The organism is Aminiphilus circumscriptus DSM 16581, assembly GCF_000526375.1.
In the GTDB taxonomy this organism is placed as follows: Bacteria; Synergistota; Synergistia; order Synergistales; family Aminiphilaceae; genus Aminiphilus; species Aminiphilus circumscriptus.
Map to the genome: position 1 here is coordinate 1,085,207 of NZ_JAFY01000002.1, position 25,545 is coordinate 1,110,751.

A 25,545-nucleotide genomic window follows, 5' to 3' on the forward strand; every position below is an offset into this window, starting at 1 on the left:
GAGTTTTCACGAGAACGGTTTAGTTTAGTGGATCTAACTAATAGTGTGCCTTTGCGGCTTTGTCAAGGGCGCTCCTCATGCTTCGACCCTGCATTTTTTGCGGCAGCTCCGGAGCATGCGGAAAAATCGGTTGGAGAACGTGCGTTCGGCGTACTCCACAGGTGCCTGCCTCATTGTGGTGTACGCCGTGACGGGAAACGGCGGGTCCCTGCAATGCGCCTCTCGCGATGCCGTTTTGACGGCCATCGCGGTTGGAAGTATGCTTTTCCTCGAAAACACTCGTGACGAGGAGGCGGTGAAGATGAGCAAAGTGGTTCTTGTTCCTCTCGCGGAGGGATTCGAGGAGATCGAGGCGATCACCGTCATCGACGTGCTGCGCCGGGCCGGCCTCGACGTGGTGACGGCGTCGGCGGACGACCACCTGGTTCGGGGAGCCCACGGCGTGCGGGTCGCCGCGGAGACGACCCTTGCGGCCTGCTCAGATCGGGATTTCGACATGATCGTCCTTCCCGGCGGCATGCCCGGTGCGGCGAACCTGGTGGCATCCAAGCCGTTGCAGGCGCTGCTGCGGCGGCATACCGAGGCGGGGCGTCCCCTGGGGGCGATTTGCGCCGCTCCGGCGGTGGTTTTGCACACCCTGGGCTATCTCGGAAGCGAGAAGGTCGCCTGCTATCCCACCTTCCGGGAGCGGCTCGATCCGGCGAACCGCACGGAGGAACGGGTCTGCGTGGGCGAGAAGCTCGTGACCGGTGCGGCGCCGGGTGCGGCCATGGAGTTCGCCCTCGCCCTCGTGGCGTTTCTCTTGGGCGAGGCGAAGGCGGACGAGCTGGCGGCGGCGATGCTGGTGAAACGGGTGTGAGATGAAGGGCCGGGGAGGGGCCTGTTCTTCCGGGAGTTCCGGAGACGGTTCGATTTCCCTGGAAATGGTCCGGTGGAGGCGTGCCGTGCGCGACCGTCGCGAAGGCGTCCTCCGGGTCGTGTGTTCGTGATGGACTCGGCGCGTTTGTGTTTTCCGTCTCGCCCGGTCGTCGCGGAAGAAGATTCCCCGGCGGTTCCGGCCGCCGGGTGTTTTTTTCCGCGTGGAGCGGAGAGGGTGATGCAAGGAAAGACTCCTGCGTGGAAGATGCGGAGGAAGAATGTGTGTTGCAAGGACTTTCAACGGAGCCCGGGCTCGAGGCGAACCTGAGAAACTACTTCGCGGACCTCCGGTACGAGGAGGTTGCGAAAGGGTACCATTTTGTGATGCACGAGAACCCCGACGAAGTGAACGCCCGCATCGACGCGTTCCTCAAGGACCTCCGGTAGTCGGTTAGAAGGTGCGTCAGGCGAGATCCAGGGTGAGGAGCACGTCCTTTCCGGCCGTCACGGTTCCCGAGGCGGCCGAAAAGGACGCCACCAAGGCCATGTTCGTCACCAGGACGGGAGAGAGCGCGGAGGGCGCCCGGGTCCGGATTGCGTCGAAATCACAGCGGACGATGGGATCGCCCGCCGCGACCCGGTCTCCCTCGGTGGCGAGGCGGACAAAACCCTCCCCCCGAAGCGCCACGGTCTCGACGCCGATGTGAACGAGCACTTCGACGCCCTCGGGTGTCCGGATGCCGAAGGCGTGTCCCGTGGCGAAGAGCGCCACGAGTTCGCCCGCGCAGGGAGCCACCACCATGCCGCCACCGGTGGGATCGGGCTCGACGGCGACGCCGTCTCCGGCCATGCGTTCCGCGAAGACCGGATCGGGCACCTCCTCCAGGGGAACCACCCGTCCCGAAAGGGGCGCCAGCAGGATAACGCGTTTTTTTCCGAAGCCGAACATGCAGAGCCCTCCCGTTTGTCCCGTCTCCCTTTCCGTTTACGTCCGTTCGCGGTCTCTTGCGTGCGCGCTCAGAAGAGCAGCGATGCGGCATCGTCGTCGACGATGACCGTGGCGTTCGGGTGGAGCTGCAGCACCGACGCGGGAAGATCCGGCGTCACGGCCCCGAGGACGGCGCCCCGGATGGCCTCGGCTTTTTCCGGCCCCGAGGCGAGGAGGAGAAGGCGCCGGGCGCTCATGATGGTCTTGATGCCCATGCTGATGGCACTTTGGGGAACCTCCCCTGCGGAGGCGAAGAAGCGGGCGTTCGCCTCGATGGTGCTCGGCGCGAGCCGGACCACGTGGGTTCCCTTTTCAAACTTCACGTCCGGCTCGTTGAAGCCGATGTGGCCGTCCCTGCCGAGGCCGAGAATCTGCAAATCCACTCCTCCGGCCCTTCGGACGGCCTCTTCGTAACGCTCGCATTCGGCGGCGATGTCCGGCGCGTCCCCCCTCGGAATGTGGCGCTGTTCGGGGGGAATGGAGACGAACCGGAAGAAGTGCTCCTCCATGTATCTGTGGTAGCTGTTGGGATGTTCCGGGGCGAGCCCCACGTACTCGTCGAGGTTGAAGGTTGTGACGCCGGAGAAATCCACGTCTCCTGCCTGGTGAAGCCGCACCAGTTCCCGGTAGAGTCCCTTCGGCGTGTCCCCCGTGGCGAGGCCGAGCACGCACCGGGGGTTCAGGATCACCCGGCTCGCCACGATGTAGGAGGCTTTGCGGCTCATCTGGTCATAATCCCGTGCAGTCACGACGCGCATGGTCGTCGAAGACCTCCTCTCCTGCAACGAAAGTTTTCCGCACCCGCCAGGATTCGTCGAGGAGGACGAAATCCGCCCGACAGCCCGGCTCGATGCGCCCACGGTCTTTCTCTTCCAGAAGGCGGGCGGGGTTTCCGGAGACGAGCCGCACCGCCTCCCAGAGGGGAAGTCCCGTCTCGGCGGCGAAGTTCCGCAGCGCCCGGTCAAGGGTGAGGATACTTCCCGCGATGGTGCCGTCGGAAAGTGTCGCCTCCTCGCCGCGGACCGTCACGGTCTGCCCTCCCAGGTCCCATGTCCCCTCGCCGAGGCAGGAGCCGCGCATGGCGTCGGAGACGAGCACGAGACGGTCCTTTCCTTTCATGGCCAGAACGAGTCGGAAGACTGCGGGGTGGGTGTGGACGCCGTCGGCGATGAGTTCGCAGGTGACATCCGCGTCGAGGGCGGCCCCGGACAGCCCGGGCCTGCGGTGGTGAAAGGGAACCATGCCGTTGAAGAGGTGCGTGGCGCTTTTGGCGCCGCGGCGGAAGGCCTCCATGGCCAGTTCGTAGGTGGCGGAGGAGTGCCCAAGGGAGGGAACGATTGCCGCTTCCCGCAGTGCATCAAGCAAACGCCACTCCTCGTCCTCCTCGGGAGCGAAGGTGACGAGGCGCAGCGCCCGCTGCCAGCGCCGCACGAAGTCCGGATCGGGGCGCCGCACGAAGGTGCCGTCCTGGGCCCCGAGGCGGCTGCGGCTGAGAAAGGGCCCCTCCAGGTGCGCTCCGAGCACCCGGGCGCCGCGCCGCGGCGGCGTGGTCATGGCGGTGTGCACCGCCTGGAGTGCCGCGTCGATATGGGGCTCGTCCATGGTCATGGTGGTGGGGCAGAAGGCGGTCACGCCGTGGGCGGTGAGCGCTTCGGCGATGCGTTCCAGCGAGGCGGAGGAGGCATCCATGGTGTCGGCGCCGCAGACGCCGTGGACGTGGATGTCCAGAAACCCCGGAGCGACCCAGGCGCCCTCCGCCTCCGTGACGCTCTCCACGTCGGAGGGAACAGCGCTTTCCGGCACGATGTCCCTGATGCGCTCATCGAAGAGAAGTGCCTTTCCCTCGCACCAGGTTCTGCCCGTAAGGATCTTGCCGCCTCTGAGGGCCTTCATGGCGTTTCCTCCTCCGTCTTCGTGGCGATGAGGCTTTTCGCCGGCGTGCCTCCGCTTCGGTTCCGCGGTGGCTGCTGCGTGCCCGGCGTGCCTCCGCTTCGGTCCCGCCGCAGTTCCTGCGTGCCCGGGGATCCGTCCCGCCCCCCCTTTGCCGCACCGAAGCGGCGATTTCCGGGGCATACCTGTCCGACGGGCGGAGAGCCCGCCGGACAGGCGTTCGCGCGTCTCACCGTTTTTTCAGATGGCGTTTCATGGCGAGGGCCGCCGCGGGGAGCACCGCCACGGGAAGCATCAATGCCTTGCCGAGTTTCTGCAGACTTCCGAGCATCTGTCGCACCCTCTTTTCGTGGAATTTCGGATCACTGGTCCCGGTAAACGTTTTCACCGTTCCGGGATGCCTAAATCCCGAAGGAAACCTCGTACTTGAAGCGCTTTCCCCGATAGATGCACTTGGAATACTCCACCGGCGTTTTCGGGGCTGCGTAGGCGACCCGCCGGAAGAGCAGGAGGGGCGTCCCCGGGGCGAGATCCAGGTGCTCCGCCTCGAAGTCGGAGCAGAGCACGGGCTCGATGGTCTGCCGCGCGTGGGAGAACTGCACGCCGAAACGGGTCCGCATGAGCGCGTAGAGAGATTTTCCCTCCAGAAGCTCCCGGGAGAATTCCGGAAAACGGCACGCGGGAATCCAGACATTTTCCAGCGAGAAAGGTTCGTCCTCCACGAAGCGCAGGCGAAGGATGTTGAAGACCGTTTCCTCTCCGGAACCGATCTCCAGGGCCTCGCGAATGGTCCGGGATGCCTCCTCGCGTTCGAAGAGGAGGATTTTCGTCCGCGATGCCAGGCCGGCGGCGCGGATGTTGTCGGAAAACCCCGCCAGATGGGAGGACGTGCAGGCCGATTTGGGATGGGCCACGAAGGTTCCACGTCCCCGCTCCCGGTAGAGGATGCCCTCGTTCACCAGGGCCGTGACGGCCTTGCCCGCGGTCATGCGGCTGATGGCGAAGCGCTCGCAGAGATCGCGCTCCGAGGGGACGGGATCGCCCGGGGAGAGTTCTCCGTTGTCGATCATCTCCTGGAGCGCTTCCTTGATCTGGTAGTAGAGCGGGATCGGGCTGTTCTTGTCCAGTTTGCGCAGGAAAATCACCTCCCGGAGGATGCGTGGGTTTTTGGATATATTGTCTTGTTGACATGTGGACTATGCCACTTGAGGTCCAGGAAGGCAATCCCTTTACGGGCGCCTCTGGGGTATACTGAAAAAACAGGGCGGGAGAGGCATTTCTCCAAGCGCTCTTGTGTCTCCGGTCGGGCGGGCGCCCCCGGAGACGCCCATCTTTTGCGAACGCGGGGGGACCCGGATGAACGAGAGAGAGGCTCAGGACACGAGGACGGACAGGGAGGCGGAAGCGCGGTACGCCGCCCTGGACGAGCCAGAAAAACTGGTGGTGCGCTCCGCGGGGGTGGCGTATGTTCCGCTGAACGAGACGGGGTTCTCGAAATTCTTCGGCTTCGCGTTTCCCGAGACGTTTGCCCGGACCGGCGTGTTGCGGGCGCCCCAGCGCCTGATCAAGAGCCTGGCATCGAAGGGCGTGCTGCAGGATGCGGGCAAGCTCCGGTGGCGGTGCGCTCCCGAGCTTGTGGACACGGCCTTCCGTGATGCGGTGTCGCGGAATGAGCTGACGCAGTTGCTCTACGCGGTGCGCCGGGTCGTGCCCGTTCCGCTCCGCTTCGGCCAGGAGGTGTACGAGAACGCGGACGACCTCGCCCGGGGCTTGCGCTATGCCCTCTTCAGCGGCGAAGAGGAGACGTTCCTCCGCCTTTTCAAGGGGCCGAGGCTTTCGGACGACGAACGGACGAGCCCGGCGTCGCTCGTGCGCGCGCTTCTGGCCGTTCCGGAAAATCTCCCCTTTTTTCTGGGCCTGTCCGAACGTGCCGTCACTGTGCTGGCGGGGTTTTTCACCTCGGAGGCGCTGCGGTTTCTTCGGCCGCTTCCTCCGCTGCTTTCCTTTTTGCGCGCCGCGCTGCGAAAATATCCGGGATCTTTCCACCTCATTTCCCTCGCCGCCGTCGAGGGGGTGCTCCGGGGCGACCGGGAGGTCGTGGAGGAGGCGCGTGCGCGTTTCGCAAAACTGCCGTCACCCCTTCCGGGGGAACTCCTCGCCTGGGACAGCTCCTTCGTGGCGCTGCGGCTCCTGACGGAGGAGGCGGGCGCCGCGGCGGCGGCCGCCCGGTACGAGCAGGCTCTGGAAGAGCTTTTTCCGAAGGGGAAAAAAGGTCCCCTTCCCTTTCTCTTCGCCCTTTTCTATCCCCTGGCGCGCATCGCCTGCGGCGACCGGACAAGCCTCCAGCGAGCCTATGACTACGGCGTGGCCTGCCAGGAGGCGTCCGGCAACGTTCCTTTCGCGAACGCCCCGTTCATCGCCGCGGTGACGGCGGCCTTCTTCCTGCGGCCCACCGAGCCTGTCTTTGCCCCTGAGCAGGGGGAGTCCGCCAGGGCGGAGAAGCCCGGGGAACTGCTGGTGTCCCTGCTGGCGGCGGAGGCGCGGCGGGCGGAGAAGGAGCGCGTGCGAGAGGGGGACCTTCACCCCATCGAAAGTCTGTTTCTCGCCCTCGGCGCCGCCTGGACCGGAGTGGGTGTTTCCGAGGAATACCTTGCCTTTTTGGAGAAGCTGACGAAGAAGCTCTTCGCCTGCGGCTATGCGTGGCTTGGGGGCGAGTGCGCGGCGGTGCTGCGGGCTCTCGGATACGCCGGATCGATGGAGGGCGTGCCGACGGAAGAAGGTTTTCGCCTTGTGAGGCTCTGGAAGGGCCATTCTTCCTGGGAGGTGGCGCTCTCCGGACTGGAACAGGTGGCGATGGGACCGGGAGAGGCGGAGGAGGATGAGAAACAGGCGGTGTCCAAGCGTCTCGTGTGGCATCTGATTCTGAAGTCCTCGTCGCTTCCGGGGGGACTTGCCGTGCAGATCGAGCCTCTGGAGCAATCCTTCCGGGGGCGCTGGAGCAAGGGGCGCAAGGTGGCGCTCAAGCGGCTCTCCCGGGACCGAAAGAGCGTTCCCTACCTGACGCTTCAGGATCACCGCGTCTGCGACAGCCTTGAGGAAAACAAGTACTACACTCCCTTCGGCGTCGGTTCCACCTACGACTTCGATCTTTCCCGGGCGCTGGAGGCGCTGCAGGGGCACCCTCTGCTCTTCCGGAGCGACGACCCCTCGGCGCGGCTGGAGATCGTGGCGACGGAGCCGCGCCTGGAGACCACCCGCACGGACGGGGGGATCCGCCTGCGGATCGTTCCCTGGCTCTCCTCGGAGTCCTCCTGGAGCCTCTTCGAGGAAAGCCGCTTCCGGCTCCGCTTCGTGCGTCCCCGGCAGCACCACCTGGACCTCGCCCAGCTCCTCGGCAGACAAGGGACGCTTTTTCCCGCGGAAGCGCTGCCCCGCCTTACCGCGTCGCTGTCGCAGCTTGCTTCTTTCGTGGAAATCCGCACCGACCTGGAGGGAGTGGTGACCCGGGAGGAGATTCTCCCGGGAGATCCTCGTCCGGTGGTGCAGCTCGTTCCCTCTCCGCCGGGCTTTCTGGTGGAACTCTTCGTCCGTCCTCTCGGTCTCGACGGGCCGCTCTGCAAGGCCGGCAAAGGAGGCGTCACCGTCTTCGGCCTCCGGGAGGAGGCCCGGGGCGTGGCGCAGCGCTCCTTCGCCGACGAGGAGGAGCGGGCCCGGCTCTTCCGGGAATCCTGTCCCTCTCTCGACCGGGGGGAGCAGCTCGCGCCGGACCAGTGGCGCTTCGACGATCCCGAGGACTGCCTGGAGTTCCTCCTCGAACTGGAGGAACAGGGCGACCGGGTGAACGTCGAGTGGCCCTCGGGGGGGCGCCTGGAAGTGCGGCGCCTTGTGGGGCACGGGGAGTTCCGGGCCTCCCTCCGGGGAGAACGGAACTGGTTCGCCCTCTCCGGCACGGTGGAGGTGGACGAGGAGACCGTGCTGGACCTGCGGCAGCTTCTGGACCTGATGGAAAAAAACCGGGGACGCTTTCTTCCCCTGGGCAAGGGAGGTTTTCTCGCCCTCACCCGGGAGTTCCGGCGGCGGCTGGATGAGCTGGCCCTTTTGGGAGAGGTCAAGGGAAAGGATCTGCGCTTCTCGCCCCTGGCGGCGCCGTTTCTGGAGGAGCTGGAGGCGGAGACCCCGGGACTCGTCAAGGACGAGGCATGGGAGGTGCGGATGGACCTGCTCCGGGAGGCGTCCACGCTCGCTCCGGAGCTTCCCGCCACGTTCCGGGGAGAGCTGCGCCCCTACCAGCAGGACGGCTTCCGCTGGCTCTGCCGTCTCGCCCACTGGGGCGGCGGTGCGTGCCTCGCGGACGACATGGGGCTGGGCAAGACCGTCCAGGCCCTGGCGTTGTTGCTCTCCCGGGCGCATCTGGGGCCGTCCCTCGTGGTGGCGCCCACCTCCGTGGCGGCCAACTGGACGAGCGAGGCCGCACGCTTCGCCCCCTCCCTGCGCGTGCACGATTTCCGGCGGAACGACCGGGAGCGTCTCGTGGCGGAACTCGCCCCCTTCGACGTGGTGGTGACGAGCTACGGCCTGCTCCTCGGCGAGGAGAAACTCCTCTCCCGTCCCCAGTGGAACGTGGTCATTCTCGACGAGGCCCAGGCGATCAAGAACGCCGGGGCGAAGCGCACCGCCGCGGCGTTCTCCCTGAACGCCTCCTTCCGCATGGCCACCACGGGAACGCCCGTGGAGAACAACCTGGGGGAGCTCTGGAGCCTCTTCCGCTTTCTCAACCCCGGCCTGCTCGGCTCCGCCCAATCCTTCGCCCGGCGTTTCGCCGCGCCCATCGAGAAAGAGGGGGACCGCACCGCCCGGGTGCGCCTCCGGCGTCTTCTCGCCCCCTTCCTGCTCCGGAGGACCAAGGAGGCCGTGCTGGAGGAGCTTCCGGAGAAGACCGAAGTGCTCCTCACGGTGGACCTCTCCGAAAAGGAGCGGGCACTCTACGAGTCGGTCCGCCGCCGCGCCCTGGAGACCATCGAGCAGGACGTCGGAGAGGAACGGGACCGCCGGTTCCGCATCCTGGCGGAACTCATGCGGCTTCGCCGGGCCTGCTGCAATCCCCGGCTCGTGCTGGAGGGAACGGAGCTGCCCAGCGCCAAGCTCGACGCCTTTGCGGAGCTGGTGGAGGACCTCCGGGCGAACCGTCACCGCGCCCTCGTCTTCAGCCAGTTCACGGGTCACCTGGCCCTGTTGCGCCAATATCTGGACTCGGAGGGCATTTCCTACCAGTACCTGGACGGCGCAACTCCTCCGGAGGCGCGCCGCCGCGCCGTGGACGCCTTCCAGAGCGGCAGCGGCGACGTCTTTCTCATCAGCCTTCGGGCGGGCGGCACGGGGCTCAATCTCACCGCCGCGGACTACGTGATCCACATGGACCCCTGGTGGAACCCCGCCGTGGAGGATCAGGCCTCAGACCGGGCGCACCGCATCGGCCAGAAGCGCCCTGTGACGATCTACCGCGTGGTGGCCAGGGACACCGTGGAGGAGAAGATTCTCGATCTGCACCGTACCAAGCGGGAACTCGCCGAGGGCTTGCTCGAGGGGACCGACGCGGCGGTGCGCCTCTCCACGGAGGATCTGGTGGCCCTCTTCCGGGAGGAATCCGCGTGAGCGGACCCGGCGAGTCCTACGGCCTCTTCTGGCCCGGCAAGAACGCAGCGAAAGATTTGGCGGCGGCCCCGCCCTCGGGGCGCCTCCGCCCCTGCCCGGAGGAGAGTGTGGACTGGGAGCGCACGCAAAACCGCATGATCGAGGGGGAGAACCTGGAGGTGCTCAAGCTCCTCCGGAAGGACTGCGAGGGCCGGGTGAAACTCGTCTACATCGATCCTCCTTACAACACGGGAAAGGATTTCGTCTACGCCGACGACTACCGGAGAGAGGCGCCGAAAAACGCTCCGCGGCGCGGCGGAAACGGCGGCGCGGAGGGCGCGTCCCGGCAGGAGGCGGAGGAGCGGCGCCATGCGGCGTGGCTTTCCATGATGTATCCGCGGCTTCTCGCGGCCCGGGACCTTCTGGCCCGGGAGGGAGTGCTCTTCGTCTCCTGTGACGAAGGAGAGCACCCCCGCCTGCGGCTGCTGCTGGACGAGATCCTCGGCGGAGCGAATTTCGTGGGGGATTTGGTCTGGGCGGGGGGGCGCAAGAACGATTCGCGCCTCCTCTCGGTCTCCCACGAGTACATTGTCTGCTACGTCCGGGACGCGGCGTTTCTGAGAGAGCTGGGTGTCCGGTGGCGGCAGCGCAAGAGGGGGCTGGAGGAGATCTATGCCCAGTACCGGAAGCTGCGGCGGCGCTTCCGAAGCGACCACGCCGCCGTGACCGCCGCGATGAAGGCCTGGTTCGCCGCCCTTCCCGACGAGGCTCCCGCCAAGGCGCACCGCCACTACTCCTGTGCCGATGCGCGGGGGCTCTACTTTCCGGACAACATCTCCTGGCCCGGCGGCGGCGGTCCCCGGTTCGAGGTGCTCCATCCCCGGACGGGCAGACCCGTGAAAATCCCCTCCCGGGGGTGGATGACCAGCGATCCCGAGAAAATGCGGCGGTGGATCGCCGAGGATCGGGTGCACTTCGGCGACGACGAGACCGCCGTCCCCTGTTTCAAGTCCTATCTGGCCGACCGGGAGGAGCAGGTCCCCTACAGCGTCTTTTACCGGGACGGGCGGGCCGCCACCAAGCGCCTGCGCCGCCTCATGGAGGAGGACTGCTTCGATTTCCCCAAGGACGAGGAGGTGCTGCGCGAGCTGGTGGCCATGGTCACCGATCCCGGCGACCTGGTGCTGGACTTCTTCGCCGGGTCGGGATCGACGGGGCACGCCGTGCTGGCCCAGAACGCCCTCGGCGAAGGAGACCGGCATTTCCTGCTCGTCCAGAGCCCCGAGCCGCTCGACCCCGCCAACAAGGGGCAGCGAAACGCCGCGGCCTACTGCGACCGCCTGGGCAAACCCCGGACCATCGCGGAACTCGCCAAGGAGCGGCTCCGCAGGGCGGGCCGGGCGGTGGCTCAAGACGCGACACGCCCCGGCCGCGCACGTTCTTCCGGTGAAAACGGAGCGCTGCGTTCGGAGGGAGCAGACTGCACGGAAAAGAGAGAAGCGGCCGAAAGCGGCGGAGAACGCGCGCTCCAGGACTTCGGTGCCCCTCCCGACCTGGGCTTCCGCGTCTACAAGCTCGAACCGTGCGAAAGGAGCGGCGCGGAAGACGAGGGAGCGCTTCCCTGACAGCAACAAGCGCGCTTCCGGGGGTTCTTCCTTTTCCCTTTCGCTTCCCTTTCGCGCACTCCTTTTCTCGGCCAAAATCACCCGATTCCTGGCCGATTTCCAGCCAAGGATCATTGCAAGTCGCTTTTGAGTCTGGCCGGATGTCACAGGGATCCGCGGCCTGTACGGGGTTGCACGGCCTGTTCGGATTTGGGGGCCCCTGCCACTGGTGACCGACGGTGCGCGGTCTTTTCGGGGATGTTCGCTCCACTTGTTCCATAATGGGTTTTATGGCAAACTTGCCGAAAGGACACAGGTGAGGATCCGGGAGGATCCGGAGTCGGGCACGGGTCGCCTTCTGCGGGTGCCTGGGACTTTCTTCGAGGAAGTGCCAGATCCTACCCGGCCCTGACGTCCGGAAGGTCTCTCGAGGAGGCGGAGGCATGTGGGAATTCGAAGGCAACCTGTCGAGTCCGAGGGCGCTTCCATGAGCGGAAGCGGAGACCGGCGAGGCGCGTGCCTCCCGGAATTTCTTTGCATCATGCGGTTTTTTCCCGCCCTCGCGGTCCTGCTTTTTCCCCTTCTCGCGCCGCTTCCGTTGCCGTCTTCGGCATCCGCTTGGACCTTCGCCACCGAGAACGACGGCTTCTTCCGCTCCTTCTCCGTCTCCGACGGCCTCTCCCAGTCCACGGGGCAGGACATCCTTCAGGATTCCTTCGGACACCTGTGGATCGGCACCCAGGACGGGCTGAACCGCCTCACCGGCAACGGATTCCGCGTCTACCGCAGGGAGGAGGGAAATCCCCGCTCCCTCTCGAACAACGTCATCATGGAACTTTTCGAGGACTCCCGGAAGACCCTGTGGGTCGGCACGTTCCAGGGAGGGCTGAACCGCTACGACCCCGCCTCGGATTCCTTCGAGCGGTTCACTTCCGGGACCGACGCGCGCTCCCTGCGATCCGACCAGGTGAGGGATCTCGCCGAGAACGGAAAGGGCGAGCTTCTCGTGGCCACCGACCAGGGACTCGACATCCTCGATGCGGCGCGAGAGCGGGTCCGGAGGATTTCCGCCACGGACGGCCTCTATGTGGACCGCCTTTTTGTGGACGGGGAGGGAACGGTCTGGATGGGGTGCGACACGGGGCTTGTGCGGCTCAATCCCGACGAGTCGATCTCCGTCTTCTTTCCGCCGCTGGACGGGCCGCGACAGGTGATCTCCCTCACCAGTGGTGAGGGGCGGGAGATTCTCGTCGTCTTCGAGACGGATGCGCTGTTTCTCTTCGACCCCGCCACGGAGAGGTTCCGCCCCTATGCGAGACGGCATCCGGAGCTGGCGACGGCCAACTATCTCACGGTGGAGCGCACGTCCCGGGGGACGCTCTGGATCGGGACCTTCGACAAAGGGCTCTTTCGGGACGACGGCCCGGGCACACCGATCCTCCATTTCCGAAGAAACCCCGAATATTTGGGAACCCTCGCGGGGAACGCGGTGCGCAGGCTCTACGAGGACAAAAACGGCCACCTGTGGGTGGGCACCTACTACAACGGCGTGTCGGTCTTCGCTCCGGAGCGGCAGAAATTCCACGTGGTCCGCTCGGACCCGCAGAATCCCTCCTCGCTTCTGGACAACATGGTCCGCGGGTTCTGGCTCGACGAGGAGAAGGGCGAGCTCTGGGTCGCCACGCTGCAGGGTGTGAGCCGCTGGATTCCCCGGAGTGGAGGATACCGGCGCTACACCGCCGACGACGGTTTTCCGAAAAACCTGGCCGCACGAGTGCGGGGGATGTACCGTGCGCCGGACGGACGGCTCTTCGTCTTCTGCTTCGGTGGCCTTGCCGTCTACGACGGAGCGCAGGACCGGTTCGTGCCCTACGTGCCGCCGGGGGAGTTGCCCGAGGGGTACCGGTCCGATCGGACGCTGGCGCTGCACCTGGACCGGTGGGGAAACGAGTGGATCGCCACGGAGGATGGGGTCTTTCGGCGCGATTCCCAAGGGAAATGGACTCGTTTCGTCCACGATGACGGCGACCCGAGGAGCCTGGCGAGCGACTACATCACCCGTTTCTTCGAGGACCGGGAGGGCCGGGTCTGGATCTCCTCCGAGTCCGCGGGGGTGAGCATCTGGACGCCCGGCCTGGACGGATTCGACACGCTGGCCCACCGCATGGGCGATCCGGAGAGCCTTGGGTCGAACAATCTTTTCGCCTTCGCCGAGACCGACGACGCCTTCTGGCTCGGCACCCAGGGAGGCGGTCTTTCGCGCCTCGACAAGGGAACGGGGAAAATCCGGAACTACGGTTTCGGGGAGGGCCTTCCGAACGAGACGATCTACGCGGTGCTCCCCGGCGCGGAGGGAGAGTTGTGGCTCAGCACCAACAACGGAGTCGCCCGCTTCAACCCCAGAGATGGGGCCGTGCGGGTCTTTGACGAATACGACGGGCTCCAAAGCCGGGAGTTCAATAATTTCGCCTTTTTCCGGAGCGGAGACGGCACGCTCTTCTTGGGCGGCGTGGCGGGGTTCAACTATTTCCGCCCCCAGGAGCCGGACGGTGCTCTTCCTCCCCGGGGTGTCGTGCTCGACGAACTGCTCGTTTGCGGGGAGAACCGGAACGACGCCTGGATGCTCAACACCTCCGGAACCATCGATCTCGCCTGGCACGAGAAGGATCTCACCCTGGTGTACTCTCCGATGGATCTCTCCGCGGGCGACCGCATCGAATTCATGTACCGGCTTGTGGGGTACGACGAGGACTGGAAGCGGGTGGGACACCGGCGGGTGGCGGAATACACCAACCTTCCCGACGGAGAGTATCTCTTCCGGATCAAGGCGTCCAACGGATCGGGAGGGTGGGGGGAGGACGCCGCGGAATATCGCATCCGCATCGGCGTTCCCCCCTGGAAGACGCCCTCCGCCTACGTGGTCTACGTGTTCAGCGGCTTCCTTCTCATGTTCTCCGTCTACACTGTTGCGGCCCGAAGGCAATCCAAGGCGCTGCGGAAGGCGGAGGAAGAACGGGTGCGGCTGGAGGATCTGGTCCGGGAGCGGACGTCCGAACTGGTGCAGGCCAATCGGGAGCTCGCGGTTCTCGCTTCCCGGGACACACTGACGGGGCTTTGCAACCGGCGTAAGTTCGACGAGACCTTCGCCGCGGAATTCTTCCGGGCGGAACGGTTCGACCGACCTCTTTCCCTTGCCCTGGGGGACATCGATCAGTTCAAGACGCTGAACGACCGGGAGGGACATCTCTTCGGCGACCAGGTTCTCGCCGCCGTGGCGGAAAGCCTCTCCGCGGGAATCCGGAGCACCGACGTTCTCGCCCGGTGGGGTGGGGACGAGTTCGCCCTGCTCATGCTCGAGACGGGGACCGAAGAGGCCCTGGCGGTGGTTGAACGGCTGCGGCGCGGGCTCGCCGAGGTGGGACGGCGTCTCGGCAGGGAGATTTCCATGAGCTTCGGCGTGGCGGGCAAGGTGGGGGACGAGACCCCTGAAAACCTGATGCACCGCGCCGACGAGGCGCTGCTGCGGGCCAAGCGGGAGGGACGGAACCGGGTGGTGCGGGGCGATTTTCCCGAGTGATCCCCTCTGTGCGCAGGAGATCCCCTTTGCGGAGCACCCGGTGAACGGGGCGGCGGAGAACGCAGGGAATGAAGGAACCGCAGGAAATGCAAAACATAAGGAAGCTCTGAATAAAGGCCTTGCGCTTTTCCTTGACGCGGGTTGCATCAGGCTTTGCAAGGTGCTCTGCGAGGCTGACGCAGCCTTATTCAGAGGTTCTATAAGCACGCCCTTTGAGCGGAAAGAGCTTTAGCGCTTTGTGCTCAGGGGCATTTTGTATTGTGGATCCTCAAGGGACGCCTTTTCCGCATCGCCTCCACCGTGGCGCAAGCCGCCCGCATGGCCCGGCGGTTCCGGAGGCAAGCCACTCCCTCGCCACGGCGTCGCCGCTTGGACACGGCGAGGAGCTTCCGGAAGAGGCCGGAGAATCGCCTCTTTTGCCCGCCGAACACCAGAATACCCTTCTCCGAACGATGTAACCGCCCACGACACCGCACCGATGGTTTTTCGCGGATTGGTTCGGTTCGGTTCGGTATACTTTATGCGATAGCGCTATGCTATACTGGTCTCAAAGGGCAACGTCGCCTTCCGAAAGCGATTTTTAGTTTTTGACGGAAATGCGGCGACCCGTCGGTTCGCACCGGCGAAAAAGCGACGAAGGCTCCGTTTTCGCCCTTTCCGGTTTTTTCGCGTTCTCCCTCTTCCGCCTTGCAGACGAGTGTACCCCGGGTGCTCCGCGTTACCGCCCTTCCTTGGCGCGGCGGGCACCCTCCGGAGCGGAACGGACTTTTCCCGTTTCCTACGCGCAAGGGCACTGCCCCGGGACGGAGGATCGCCATGACGCAACCCTTCCTCACCGCTCTCTGGCAACATCTGGTCATCGTGTGCACCGCCGTGGGTATTGCCGCGTGCATCGCCGTTCCCCTGGGGGTCGTCGTGTCGGACCATCCCCGGGTGGCCGGAGCGATTCTCTTCGTGGACGGCGTGGTCATGACCATTCCCTCCGTGGCGCTTTACGGGCTGCTCATGCCCGTGCTGGCCCTCGTCGGCAAGGGAATCGGCACCGTGCCCGCGGTCATCGCCATGATTCTCTACTCGCAGCTTCCCATGCTCCGCAACACCGTGGCGGGCATCCGTAACGTGGATCGTTCGGTGATCGACGCCGCCCGGGGCATCGGCATGGGGAAATGGCGGATTCTCGCCACCGTGAGCCTTCCCCTGGCCTTTCCGGTGATCATGGCGGGCATCCGCTCCTCCTTCGTCATGGGAGTGGGGGTGACGGCCATCGCGGCCTACATCGGAGCGGGGGGGCTGGGCATGTACATCATGCTTGGCATCGCCAACAGCAATCGGGATCTGATCGTCACGGGAGCCCTGGCGACCACCTTCCTGGCGCTCCTGGCGGACCTGCTTCTGGGACGACTGCAGCGCGTGCTGGAACGCCGCATGGGAAAGGGGTGACGGCCGTGGAGAAGACCACGGGCGAGATCCGGATCGTGGAGCGCACCGAGGCCGCCGAAGTCGTTTCGGAGGAGCGACCGGCGCTTTCGTCTTCCGGGGCGGATGTCGCGCCTGTGCCCGGGCACGATGGCGGAAAAGCGTGCGACGGAGAGGAAACGCCCCTCATCCGTTTCGTCGGTGTGGAGAAGCGGTACGACAACGGCGTCGTGGCGGTGCGGAATCTCGACCTTGAAGTCCACAGAGGCGAGATTCTCGTGCTCATCGGTCCCTCGGGGTGCGGCAAGACCACCACGCTGCGCATGACAAACCGCCTCGTGGAGCCCACGGAAGGAACGATCCTCTTCGCCGGGGAGGATATTTCGGGCTTCGATCCGGAGGAACTGCGCCGCCGCATGGGGTACGTCATCCAGGGCATCGGCCTTTTTCCCCACATGTCGGTCTTCGAGAACGTGGCGGTCGTTCCCCGGCTGAAGGGCATGAAAGGCGCTCCCCTCCGGGAGACGGTGGAGCGGAGCCTCGCCCTTGTGGGGCTTCCTGCGGAGGAGTACGCCCGCAAATGGCCCCGGGAGCTGTCGGGAGGACAGCAGCAGCGCGTGGGGGTGGCCCGGGCGCTCGCGGGGGATCCCGAGGTGATCCTTATGGACGAGCCCTTCGGCTCCCTCGATCCGCTCACCCGGGAGAGTCTTCAGGACGAGCTGCTCAAGCTCCAGCAGGCCCTTGGCAAGACGGTGCTCTTCGTCACCCACGACATCGCCGAGGCGATGAAGATGGGAAGCCGCATCGCCGTCCTCCGGGCGGGAGAACTCGTGCAGGTGGGGGATCCGCTGAGCCTGCTCACGGCGCCGGCGGACAGCTTCGTCCACGATTTCGTGGGGGCGTCGAATCCGCTCTCCAAGTTCGCCTTCATGAAGGTGGAGCGGGTGCGCCTGCTTACGGAGGGGCTCCCCACGGTGCGCATCGGGGAGACCTTCGCGGAGGTCCGGAAGGCCGTGAAGTCTACCTCGCTGATTTTCGCCAGAAATCCCTTCGCCTATGTGCTCGACTACGCGGGGCGCCTGCTGGGATTCGTCGATGCCGGAGCGAGCCGGGATCCCTCCATGCGGGTCGGCCCGTTCCTGCGCCGCGCCACCTCGGTGAGCCGCAACGCCACCATCCACGACGCGCTGCTTATCATGGTGACTCTGGGGATTCTGAATGTTCCCGTCCTCGGCGAGGACGGTTCCTTTCTCGGAGTGCTCACCTTCCGGAACCTGAACTCTTACATCTGGGAGCAGGGGGAGGGATCCTGATGTTCCTCGGCGTGGCCACTCCCCAGTTCATCCTTCAGTTTCTGCTGGAGCACCTGTGGCTGGTGGGGGTCGCCTGCGGCATCGCCTTTCCCCTCGCCCTGATCCTGGGCATCTGGGTCACCCGGCCCTCTTCCCGGGAGGGGCATGTGGCCCGGTACGTGACTCAGTTCGTCTTTCTCGGCCAGGCCGTGCCGAGCCTCGCCGTCATCGGTCTCGTCATGGCCGTGCTCGGCACGGGGGAGGCCACGGCGATCTTCGCGCTCACCATCTATTCCCTTGTTCCCATGGTGCGGAACGTGGTGGAGGGACTGCGCAGCGTGGACGCCTCGGTGCTCGATGCGGCAAAGGGGATCGGCATGGCGCCCCTGGGCGTTCTGGTCCGGGTGGAACTGCCCCTGGCGCTGCCGGTGATCTTCGCGGGGCTGCGCACCGCCGTGGTGATCACCATCGGCACGGCGGCCCTGAGTTCCCAGGTGGGAGGGGGCGGGCTGGGACGCATGATCTTCACGGGACTCTCCATGATGGACACGGGGCTCATTCTTTCAGGCGCGGTTCCCACAGCGCTTCTGGCGATCTTCGCGGACAAGGCGCTCGGCCTGGTGGAACGGCGCTTGCGCGGCAGTTGGTGACGCGGCGACGGAGAAGGTGGAATCCGGGGGAAGGTCCCCCGAGAGACCGAAAAAAGGAGGGATTCGCATGAGGAGAAGAGGAGGATGGATTCTTGCGGCGGTGCTCGCGGTGGCGCTCTTCGCCGCGCCGCTCGCGGCGGCGGAGAAGTTCGTCGTGGGGAGCAAGGCCTTCACGGAGCAGCTCATCCTGGGCAAGTTCGCGGCGGTCATCCTGCGCGATCTGGGATTCAACGTGGAGGAGAAGATCCCCCTGGGCGGCACGAACATCGTGCGCCAGGCTCTGGAATCGCGGCAGATTCACGGCTACGTGGAGTACACCGGCACGGCGGCGACGGTGTTCTTCAAGGCCAAGGATCCTTTCCCCAGCGGCCAGGCCACCTACGAGTTCGTCCGCGACCAGGACGCGCCGAAGGGGCTTGTCTGGCTGCCGCCCATGGCCTTCAACAACACCTACTGTCTCATGCTCCGGGCCGCCGACGCGGAACGGCTCGGTATTTCAACCACATCGGAGCTGGCGGCCTACGTGAACGCCAATCCGAAGGAACTCAAGTTCGGCGTCACCAACGAATTCTTCGCTCGCCCGGATGGACTGCCGAAGCTCCTCGCCACCTACGAAATGAAGCCCGAGCCGAGGAACCTGAACCAGATGGAGCCTGGGCTCATCTATCTCGCCGTGAAGGACGGCAGCATCGACGTGGGGACGGGCTTCACCACGGACGGGCGGATCCGGGCCTACAACCTCAAAGTCCTTGAGGACGACCGGAACATGTTCCCCGTGTACAACCCCTGCTTCGTCCTCCACAAGGACATCCTGGACAAACACCCCGAGATCGCCGAACCCTTCGCGAAACTCGGGGCGCTTCTCGACGAGGAGGCCATCACGGAACTCAACTACCAGGCCACGGAGGAAAACCGCGCTCCCGGGGAGATCGTGGAGGAGTTCCTCAAGAGGCACGGCATCATCAAGTAGACGTGCCCAAGCCCGAAACGGCGCGCCGCCGAATGCCGAGGAGAAAGGTGCGGCATGTCGCCGGAGGCGCCGCGGAAGAGCGCCCCGGAAGAAGGCGTCTCTGCAGTCTCCGTGGGTCTCCGAAGGTTTCGAAGTCCCTGAAGTTCCGTAAGTCCGGAACGTGTTCGGAAGTTGCTCGCCCCGGAGCACCGTCTCCGGGGCTCTTTTTCGACCCTGCGCGTCGCTTCTTCGAGACGGTCACACTCCCCCGGAAGCGCCCTCCCGGGATTGCTTGAAGCGGATTATGCTGAATGCTACACTGCGAGGGGTTTTTCTTTCACCGAGGAAGAAGGCTACTCCTGAAAACGCTACGAACGAAGCTCTCCCGAAAAGGGCATCGCACGACAGAACGCACGACGGAGGAGTTGAAAACGGACATGACCGACCTCATTGAAAACACGCCCCGTGGAATTTACGCACTGCTGCAGGACCTGATGCGGGTCCGGAGCATTTCCGGCACCGAAGGAGAGAACGAGCTGGTCCGCGTTCTGCGGGATCGGCTGGCGGCATTGCCCTACTTCCGGGCCCATCCGGAAAACCTCTTCCTCGCCCCGGTGGAGACGGGCGGATTGGGCCGGCACGCGCTCCTCGCCTTCGTGGAGGCGTCGCCGCGGACGGCGAAGACCGTCGTTCTCACGGGGCACTACGACGTGGTGGACGTGGATGTGTGCGGCGAACTGCGAGACCTCGCCTTCGAGCCCGAGGCCTATTCGAGGCGCATCGGTGAACGGGACATTTCTCCCGAGGCAAGGCGGGACCTGGAATCGGGAAATTTCCTCTTCGGGCGGGGCATCATGGACATGAAGGGCGGGCTTGCCATCCACGCGGCCTACCTGGCGGAGATGTCCGCCGCGCCGGAGCGCCTGAGGACGAATCTTCTCTTCCTGGCCGTTCCCGACGAAGAGGTGGACTCCGTGGGCATGCGGGGCGCGGTTTCCCACCTGGTGCGCTTTGCCGAGGAACGGGGCCTCGACTACCGTGCGGCCCTTCTGGGCGAGCCCTTCAAGCGGGGCGTCGCCGAGGGAGGAGCGGCGACCCGGGTGAGCTACCTGGGATCCACCGGCAAGGTGACGGCCCTCTTCTTCTGCGTCGGCTGTCCCACCCATGTGGGGCGCTATTTCGACGGCGTGAACTCCCTGCTTCTCGCCACCCACGTGATGGCGGAGATGGAGGGCAACCCCAACCTGCTCGACGGAGACGCCTCGGGTCCCCTCTGTCCTCCCGCGTGTCTCCGCATGAAGGATCTGCGGGAACGCTATTCCGTGACGCTTCCCGAGCGTTCCGCCGCCTACTCCAGCGTGCTCTTCGTCACCCGGACGCTCGGGGAGATTCTGGAGGAGATGCGCAGGGTCGCCGCTCAGGCGCTGGACAGGACGGCGGCGCAGCTCGCCTCGGTGCGGCGCAGCTACTGCGAGCGTCTCGGACAGGCAGATCCCGGCACGGACCTCCTCGGAGGCACCTCGGAACGGCGGGTCTACGAGGTCCGGGAGGTCTTCCGTCTCGCCGCGGCGCTTCTCGGCGGAGAGGAGGCCCTGTCCCGCCGGGTGGAAAGCATCGCCTCCGGGCTGCCCGACACGATGGACCAGCGGGAGAAGGGAATCCGCCTCCTCGACGAGGTGCTCTCCCTGTCGAAACTCAAGGGACCCTGCATCGTCGTGGGATTTCTCCCCCCCTTCTATCCCTCGAGGGTCAACGCGGGACGCACGGATCGGGAACGCCGGCTCCGGACCGCCGTGGCGGGTCTCGGCGACTACGCCCGGGAAGCCCACGGCGAGCGCCTCCAGGTTCTGGACTACTGCGGGGGCATCACCGACATGAGCTACCTGGGTTTTCAGGGCACGGAGGAGGAACTGCGCCTGCTGGAGGAGAACCTCCCAGGATGGGGAACGCTCTATGCGCTCTCCGGAAAGGACCTGCTGCGCCTCGATGTGCCGGGCTTCATCCTGGGATGCGGCGGCGAGGACGCCCACAAGGACACGGAGCGCATGGACGTTCCTTTCTCCCTGGAAACCGCTCCCAAACTGCTTCGGTACCTGGTGGAGCGCCTCGCGGCGGAGGAGTGACCCGGGAGAGCGAATGGAGGAACGTCAACGAATCTGCGGCGCATTGCCCCGAAGGGAGGCGAGCGGCATGCTTTCGTCCCTGGCGCAGGAAGTGGCCACCATCACTGCGGAGATCATCGGCCACGCGGTGCTTCTCACGGACGAGACGGCGCGGATCATCGGTTCGAGCGACCCCTCGCGCATCGGAGGACTCCACGCTCCCTCCCTGCTGGTGATGCGGGAGCGCTGCCTGGAGATCACCGACGCGGAGGAGGCGGCGCGCCTCGCCGGAGGCGTCCGCTCCGGCGTGACCCTTCCCATCGAGCTGGAGGGGCGGGTGGTGGGATCCATCGCCATCGCGGGAGATCCTTCGGTGGTGGTCAAGTTCGGCCGCCTCGTGCAGAAGCACGCGGAACTCTTTCTCCGGGAGCAGGTTCTGCTTGAATCGGCCCTGCTGCGGGAGAGCCTTGTGCAGAACCTCATGCAGGAACTGCTTTCGTCGGAGATCGCCCCCGAGGACGAACCCCGGTGGATCGAGCGGGGGCGCAGCGTGGGCGTGGATCTCACCTGTCCCCGTTTCGTCCTCGCCTTTTCCTGCCGCAGAGACGGGAAGTCTTCGGAGCGGGGGCGGAAAAGGGAGAACGCCTCGGCTGGGGGCCGCGCCCCGGAATTGCAGGCCGGAGCGCTCCGAAAGCTCGTGACGTCGAGCCTCGGGGGACATTTTCGGGAGTCCCGGACCGTGATGGTGCCCCTGAGCGAGTGCCTGTACGCGGTTCTGCTCCCTGCCCCCGGTGCGGCGGAGGGGGGAAACACCCTCTCCGGCGGCGGGGAGCGGAGAGAGGACTTCTCGCTGCTGGAGCGGATGCGCCTCGACGAGGTGCGGGCGTCCTGCTCGGAGATTCTTGCGGAACTCGCCGCCCAGGGGCTTGCGGGAACCTTCGGCGTCGGAGGAATTGCCCGGCGGCCTGCGGCGTACCCCCGGGTCTATCGGGACGCCCTGGAGACCCTGGATGTGGGGTCGCGCCTGGGCGGCGGCGTGTTCCACCGGGAGGAGCTGCTCTTCGAGCGTTTTCTTGCCTCGGCGGACCCTTCCCGGGCGGAGGAACTGCGACGGCGCTTCCTGCTCCCCCTCGAAAAGGTCGCGGACCGGGAGGAGCTGGTGTGCACCTTCGTCGCCTGGTGCGACTCGGGAGGAGCCCCCTCAAGGGCTGCGGAAGTTCTCCGCTGTCACAAGAACACCCTGTACTACCGGCTGGAGAAGATACACCGCCTCACCGGGCTCGATCCGCGGAACGTTCGCGAAGCGGGACGGCTCGCGGTGCTGCTTCAGGTGGATCGGCTGTACGCAAAGGGAAGCGACGGGCAAAACGCGGCGTCTCCGGCTTCGGTGCCGCGGAAATTCGTGCGTGGAGGTGCCCCTGAATGAAAAGCAGCAGAAGCGGAGAAAAAATGGCTGGACGGCGGTCTATCGCGGTGCGTGCCGCCGCGTCGGTGTTGGCGCTCTTCATCCTCGTCCCCCTCGCCGTTTTCGGCGGACCCTCCCGGGCCTTCGCCGCGGAGACTCAGGCAGTGCGGACCTTTTCGGGCGCCGTGGAGGAGACGGATCTTTCCACCCGGTTGCTCCGTAACCTTGTGGAGAGCCTGGCTCCGGAGAGCCTGGAGCTTGTCCTCGAAGGCGGTCCCGATGCGTCCGGGGCGGTGCGGCGGCTCTATTTCGAGGCCCGGGGGGCGAAACAGGGGGGCATTCGCATCGAGTCGCTCCGTCTCGAGGCGCTTTTCGTGAAATTCGACCTCGGAGGCCCTTCCGGAAACGACGGAAGTGTCCACGGGGAGGGGAATCTCGGGGACCTGAACGTGTCCGAGGCGGTACAGGGCTATTTCGAGGGGCGGGTTCTGGAGAAGGATCTGAACGACTTTCTCCTCGGCGCCACCCTCACGGGAGGCGGCGCGGAGTGGCGGGACCTGCGCTTCGATCTGCGCCCCGGAGGCTTTTCCGCCTCCGCCCGGTTTGCCTCGGGGGTCGTCTCCGCCCGGGTCGTGGTGGAGAGCGATCTGGAGATCGAGGATCGGGACCGCCTGCGCATGAGGAACTATCGCATCTCCGTGAACAACGCCGAGACGGACATGGCCATGATCCTGGAGGCCATCGAAAAGGCGCAGCCCCTGCTGGATTTCAGGGATTTCCCCTTTCCCGTGCGGCTCCGGGAACTTACCGTGGACGAGGACGCCCTTGTTCTCGCCACCCGGGTGGCGCCCACCCGCTTCGAAGGAACGACCCTGCGCTACGAGGCTCGCTGAAAAGCCGAAAAAAGCGTTGGCGAAAGGAGAGCGGCGCGGTGGAAAGAAAACGGAGAAAAGGCCCGGTGAAAGCCGGGCCTTTTACAGTCGCAAGTACTTGCACGTGCAATTAATAGCTGGTAGACTTTCGGAAACCCTGATCAAGTAGGAATCGCTCTCTCGATTTTCGATTGCATCGCGTTTTTCCGAGATCGGCGCGGCATTTTTCAGAGGTTCCTTTCCTTGAGGAAAACCACCTGCGCGGGGGGATGAACGTGGACCATTGGACGCCGGGAAGACTGATTTCGACGCTCTATCGCCGCTGCCAGCGCCATCTGGACCGGCGTTTCGCTGAACTGGGGATCGCCGCGGGGCACGGGCTGTACCTCTATCTGGCGGAACTGGCCCGGCGGGACGGTGTGACCCAGACCGAACTCGCCTCGTGCCTTGCCCTGGATCCCGCCTCGGTGACGCGGTCGCTGCGGCGTCTCGAAGCGCTGGAGTGGGTGTCCCGGCGGAAAGGGGAGGACGGGCGGGAGCGGCATGTCTTTCTCGCGGACCGGGGGCGGGAGGTACTGCCCCTGATCCGTCGGGTTCTAGAGGAGTGGGATGCGGCGGCGGCGAAAAACTTTTCGCCGGAGGAACGGCAGCACCTGGAAAGGCTGCTCGGAAGAATGACGGCGAATCTGGAGGAGGAAGAAAAATGACGCGAAACTGGTCGGAAGAGGCACGGAAAAGGGACGAGGCGGACAGACTCGCGCCGTTTCGCGCGAGGTTCCACGTTCCCGCCGGAACGGTCTACATGGACGGAAACTCTCTGGGGCTGGCGTCGGTGGACGCCCTGGAATCACTCGAGCGCGCCGCCCGGGAGTGGCGGGATCTGGCCATCGGCGGGTGGCTCGATGCCCGGCCCGACTGGTTCACCTACGGCGAGCGCATCGGCGCGAGAATGGCCCCTCTCGTGGGGGCCGAACCCGAGGAGGTCGCTCTGGTGGGGTCCACCACGGCCAATCTCCACTCCCTGGTGGCCACGTTCTACCGGCCAAAGGGGACGCGCCGAAAGATCCTCGCGGACGAGCTGAACTTTCCCTCGGACCTCTACGCCCTTGCCAGCCAGGTGCGGCTCCAGGGGGGAGATCCGGCGAAGGACCTGATTCTGGCGAAAAGCGCCGACGGCCGCACCCTCGACGAAGAGGCGCTCATCTCCCTGATGGACGACACCGTGGCCGTGGCGGTTCTTCCCGCGGTGCTCTACCGCAGCGGGCAGCTTCTGGACCTGCGGCGGCTTACCCAAGCTGCCCACGAGCGGGGAATCGTGATCGGCTTCGACTGCGCCCATTCCGTGGGATCCGTGGCGCACCGCCTCCACGACGACGACGTGGATTTCGCCTTCTGGTGCACCTACAAACACCTGAACGGTGGTCCCGGCTCGCCCGCGGGGCTTTTTTTGCACCGGCGGCATTTCGAGCGCGAGCCGGGGCTGGCGGGATGGTTCGGCTACGTGAAGGAGCGGCAGTTCGACCTGGCGCTTCACTTCGAGCACGCGCCCAGCGCGAGCGGCTGGCAGATGGGATCGCCCTCCATCCTTTCCGCCGCGGCCCTCGACGGAGCGCTCAACCTCTTTGACGAGGCGGGCATCCTCACGGTGCGGGCCAAGTCGCTGGAGCTGACATCCTTCCTCATCGAGCTGGCGGAGGCACGCCTCGTCCCTCTGGGATTCGAGGTGGGCACTCCCCTGGAGCCGGACCGGCGGGGCGGGCACGTGGCCCTGGAGCACGACGAAGGATGGCGGATCTGCCGCGCCCTGAAGGCCAGGGGCATCGTGCCGGATTTCCGCCCCCGGCGGGTGATCCGGCTTGCGCCGGTGGCGCTGTACTCTACCTTCGCGGAGGTGGAACACACCGTCTCCGCCCTGGAAGAGATCGTCCGGAATCACGAGTACGAGGCGTTTTCCTCCGAGCGCGCCGCCGTCTCCTAGCAAAGCGGCGGAAGGCCCGCCCGGATCACACACGCCCGGTCAACGCTTGACAAAGCGTCCGTGTATGTGGAATATCCTGCTTGAAGTTGCTCGAATTTTCTCGCCGGAAATCAAATTGTCTGCCATCATTCAAGCGACGGAACATCTGAAGATGGGGAGATTGACTGTGCCTTCAGGCGCGAAGCAGACGACCTCGGCGAAGTGCTCCGCGCCCGCAGGCCCACGCGCCTGCCCGTCGTGGTGGTTTGCGATGCAGGGAGAACCGTGCCGGTCCATCGTCGGTCCATCTTTCCGGCGACACGTGGCTGAGGTAAGACGCCCGTGGCTGTAGCC

At 65.6% G+C, this 25,545-nt stretch carries 18 protein-coding genes; 14 read left to right on the top strand and 4 right to left on the bottom strand.

Features of this window, described 5'->3' with window-relative positions:
• The first annotated feature begins 301 nt into the window (after positions 1–301).
• Entirely contained in the window at positions 302–859 is a 558-nt protein-coding gene (locus K349_RS0105715; RefSeq protein ID WP_026368875.1) for a DJ-1 family glyoxalase III, read from the top strand.
• 281 nt (positions 860–1,140) lie between these two features.
• A complete protein-coding gene (locus tag K349_RS0105720) occupies positions 1,141–1,305 on the top strand; it encodes an alpha/beta fold hydrolase (RefSeq protein ID WP_157367294.1) in 165 nt (54 codons plus the stop codon).
• A 16-nt stretch (positions 1,306–1,321) separates the two neighbouring features.
• On the opposite strand, the gene K349_RS0105725 is transcribed toward K349_RS0105720, so the two are convergent.
• The 4 genes from K349_RS0105725 to K349_RS0105750 form a co-directional block, all read right to left on the bottom strand.
• Complete coding sequence (locus K349_RS0105725; protein WP_026368877.1) at positions 1,322–1,807, bottom strand: PTS sugar transporter subunit IIA; 486 nt, start codon at positions 1,805–1,807, stop codon at positions 1,322–1,324.
• Positions 1,808–1,875: 68 nt separating this feature from the next.
• Complete coding sequence (nagB, locus tag K349_RS0105730; protein WP_026368878.1) at positions 1,876–2,604, bottom strand: glucosamine-6-phosphate deaminase; 729 nt, start codon at positions 2,602–2,604, stop codon at positions 1,876–1,878.
• A complete protein-coding gene (gene nagA / locus K349_RS0105735) occupies positions 2,576–3,739 on the bottom strand; it encodes an N-acetylglucosamine-6-phosphate deacetylase (protein ID WP_026368879.1) in 1,164 nt (387 codons plus the stop codon). The genes nagB and nagA overlap by 29 nt, the downstream gene beginning before the upstream one ends.
• A gap of 398 nt (positions 3,740–4,137) precedes the next feature.
• Positions 4,138–4,881, bottom strand: coding sequence for a GntR family transcriptional regulator (locus tag K349_RS0105750; RefSeq protein ID WP_245588006.1), 744 nt, complete (start codon positions 4,879–4,881; stop codon positions 4,138–4,140).
• 211 nt (positions 4,882–5,092) lie between these two features.
• Here K349_RS0105750 and K349_RS16520 point away from each other — a divergent pair, with 211 nt between their 5' ends.
• From K349_RS16520 to kynU, 12 genes are all read left to right on the top strand, one after another.
• Complete coding sequence (locus K349_RS16520; protein ID WP_026368882.1) at positions 5,093–9,388, top strand: DEAD/DEAH box helicase; 4,296 nt, start codon at positions 5,093–5,095, stop codon at positions 9,386–9,388.
• Positions 9,385–10,992: a site-specific DNA-methyltransferase gene (locus K349_RS0105760; protein ID WP_026368883.1), complete on the top strand. Its 1,608-nt coding sequence runs from the start codon at positions 9,385–9,387 to the stop codon at positions 10,990–10,992. The genes K349_RS16520 and K349_RS0105760 overlap by 4 nt, the downstream gene beginning before the upstream one ends.
• Positions 10,993–11,416: 424 nt before the next feature.
• Positions 11,417–14,548 (top strand): ligand-binding sensor domain-containing protein, encoded by a 3,132-nt coding sequence (locus K349_RS0105765; RefSeq protein WP_026368884.1) that lies wholly within the window; start codon positions 11,417–11,419, stop codon positions 14,546–14,548.
• An 816-nt stretch (positions 14,549–15,364) separates the two neighbouring features.
• Positions 15,365–15,988 carry an ABC transporter permease gene (locus tag K349_RS0105780; protein WP_026368887.1) on the top strand — a complete coding sequence of 208 codons (624 nt, stop codon included), beginning with the start codon at positions 15,365–15,367 and terminating at the stop codon, positions 15,986–15,988.
• 5 nt (positions 15,989–15,993) lie between these two features.
• Entirely contained in the window at positions 15,994–17,277 is a 1,284-nt protein-coding gene (locus tag K349_RS0105785) for an ATP-binding cassette domain-containing protein (RefSeq protein ID WP_169731307.1), read from the top strand.
• A complete protein-coding gene (locus K349_RS19080) occupies positions 17,277–17,906 on the top strand; it encodes an ABC transporter permease (protein ID WP_026368889.1) in 630 nt (209 codons plus the stop codon). The genes K349_RS0105785 and K349_RS19080 overlap by 1 nt, the downstream gene beginning before the upstream one ends.
• A 67-nt stretch (positions 17,907–17,973) precedes the next feature.
• Complete coding sequence (locus K349_RS0105795) at positions 17,974–18,876, top strand: glycine betaine ABC transporter substrate-binding protein (RefSeq protein ID WP_026368890.1); 903 nt, start codon at positions 17,974–17,976, stop codon at positions 18,874–18,876.
• 416 nt (positions 18,877–19,292) lie between these two features.
• Entirely contained in the window at positions 19,293–20,978 is a 1,686-nt protein-coding gene (locus K349_RS0105800) for a M20/M25/M40 family metallo-hydrolase (protein ID WP_026368891.1), read from the top strand.
• A gap of 67 nt (positions 20,979–21,045) precedes the next feature.
• Entirely contained in the window at positions 21,046–22,383 is a 1,338-nt protein-coding gene (locus K349_RS0105805; protein ID WP_026368892.1) for a CdaR family transcriptional regulator, read from the top strand.
• Positions 22,380–23,255, top strand: a complete 876-nt coding sequence (locus tag K349_RS0105810) for an LmeA family phospholipid-binding protein (protein WP_026368893.1) — start codon at positions 22,380–22,382, stop codon at positions 23,253–23,255. Before K349_RS0105805 ends, K349_RS0105810 begins: the two co-directional genes overlap by 4 nt.
• Positions 23,256–23,509: 254 nt before the next feature.
• Entirely contained in the window at positions 23,510–23,941 is a 432-nt protein-coding gene (locus K349_RS0105815) for a MarR family winged helix-turn-helix transcriptional regulator (protein ID WP_169731308.1), read from the top strand.
• Positions 23,938–25,212 carry a kynureninase gene (kynU, locus tag K349_RS0105820; RefSeq protein ID WP_026368895.1) on the top strand — a complete coding sequence of 425 codons (1,275 nt, stop codon included), beginning with the start codon at positions 23,938–23,940 and terminating at the stop codon, positions 25,210–25,212. The genes K349_RS0105815 and kynU overlap by 4 nt, the downstream gene beginning before the upstream one ends.
• Positions 25,213–25,545 lie beyond the last annotated feature (333 nt).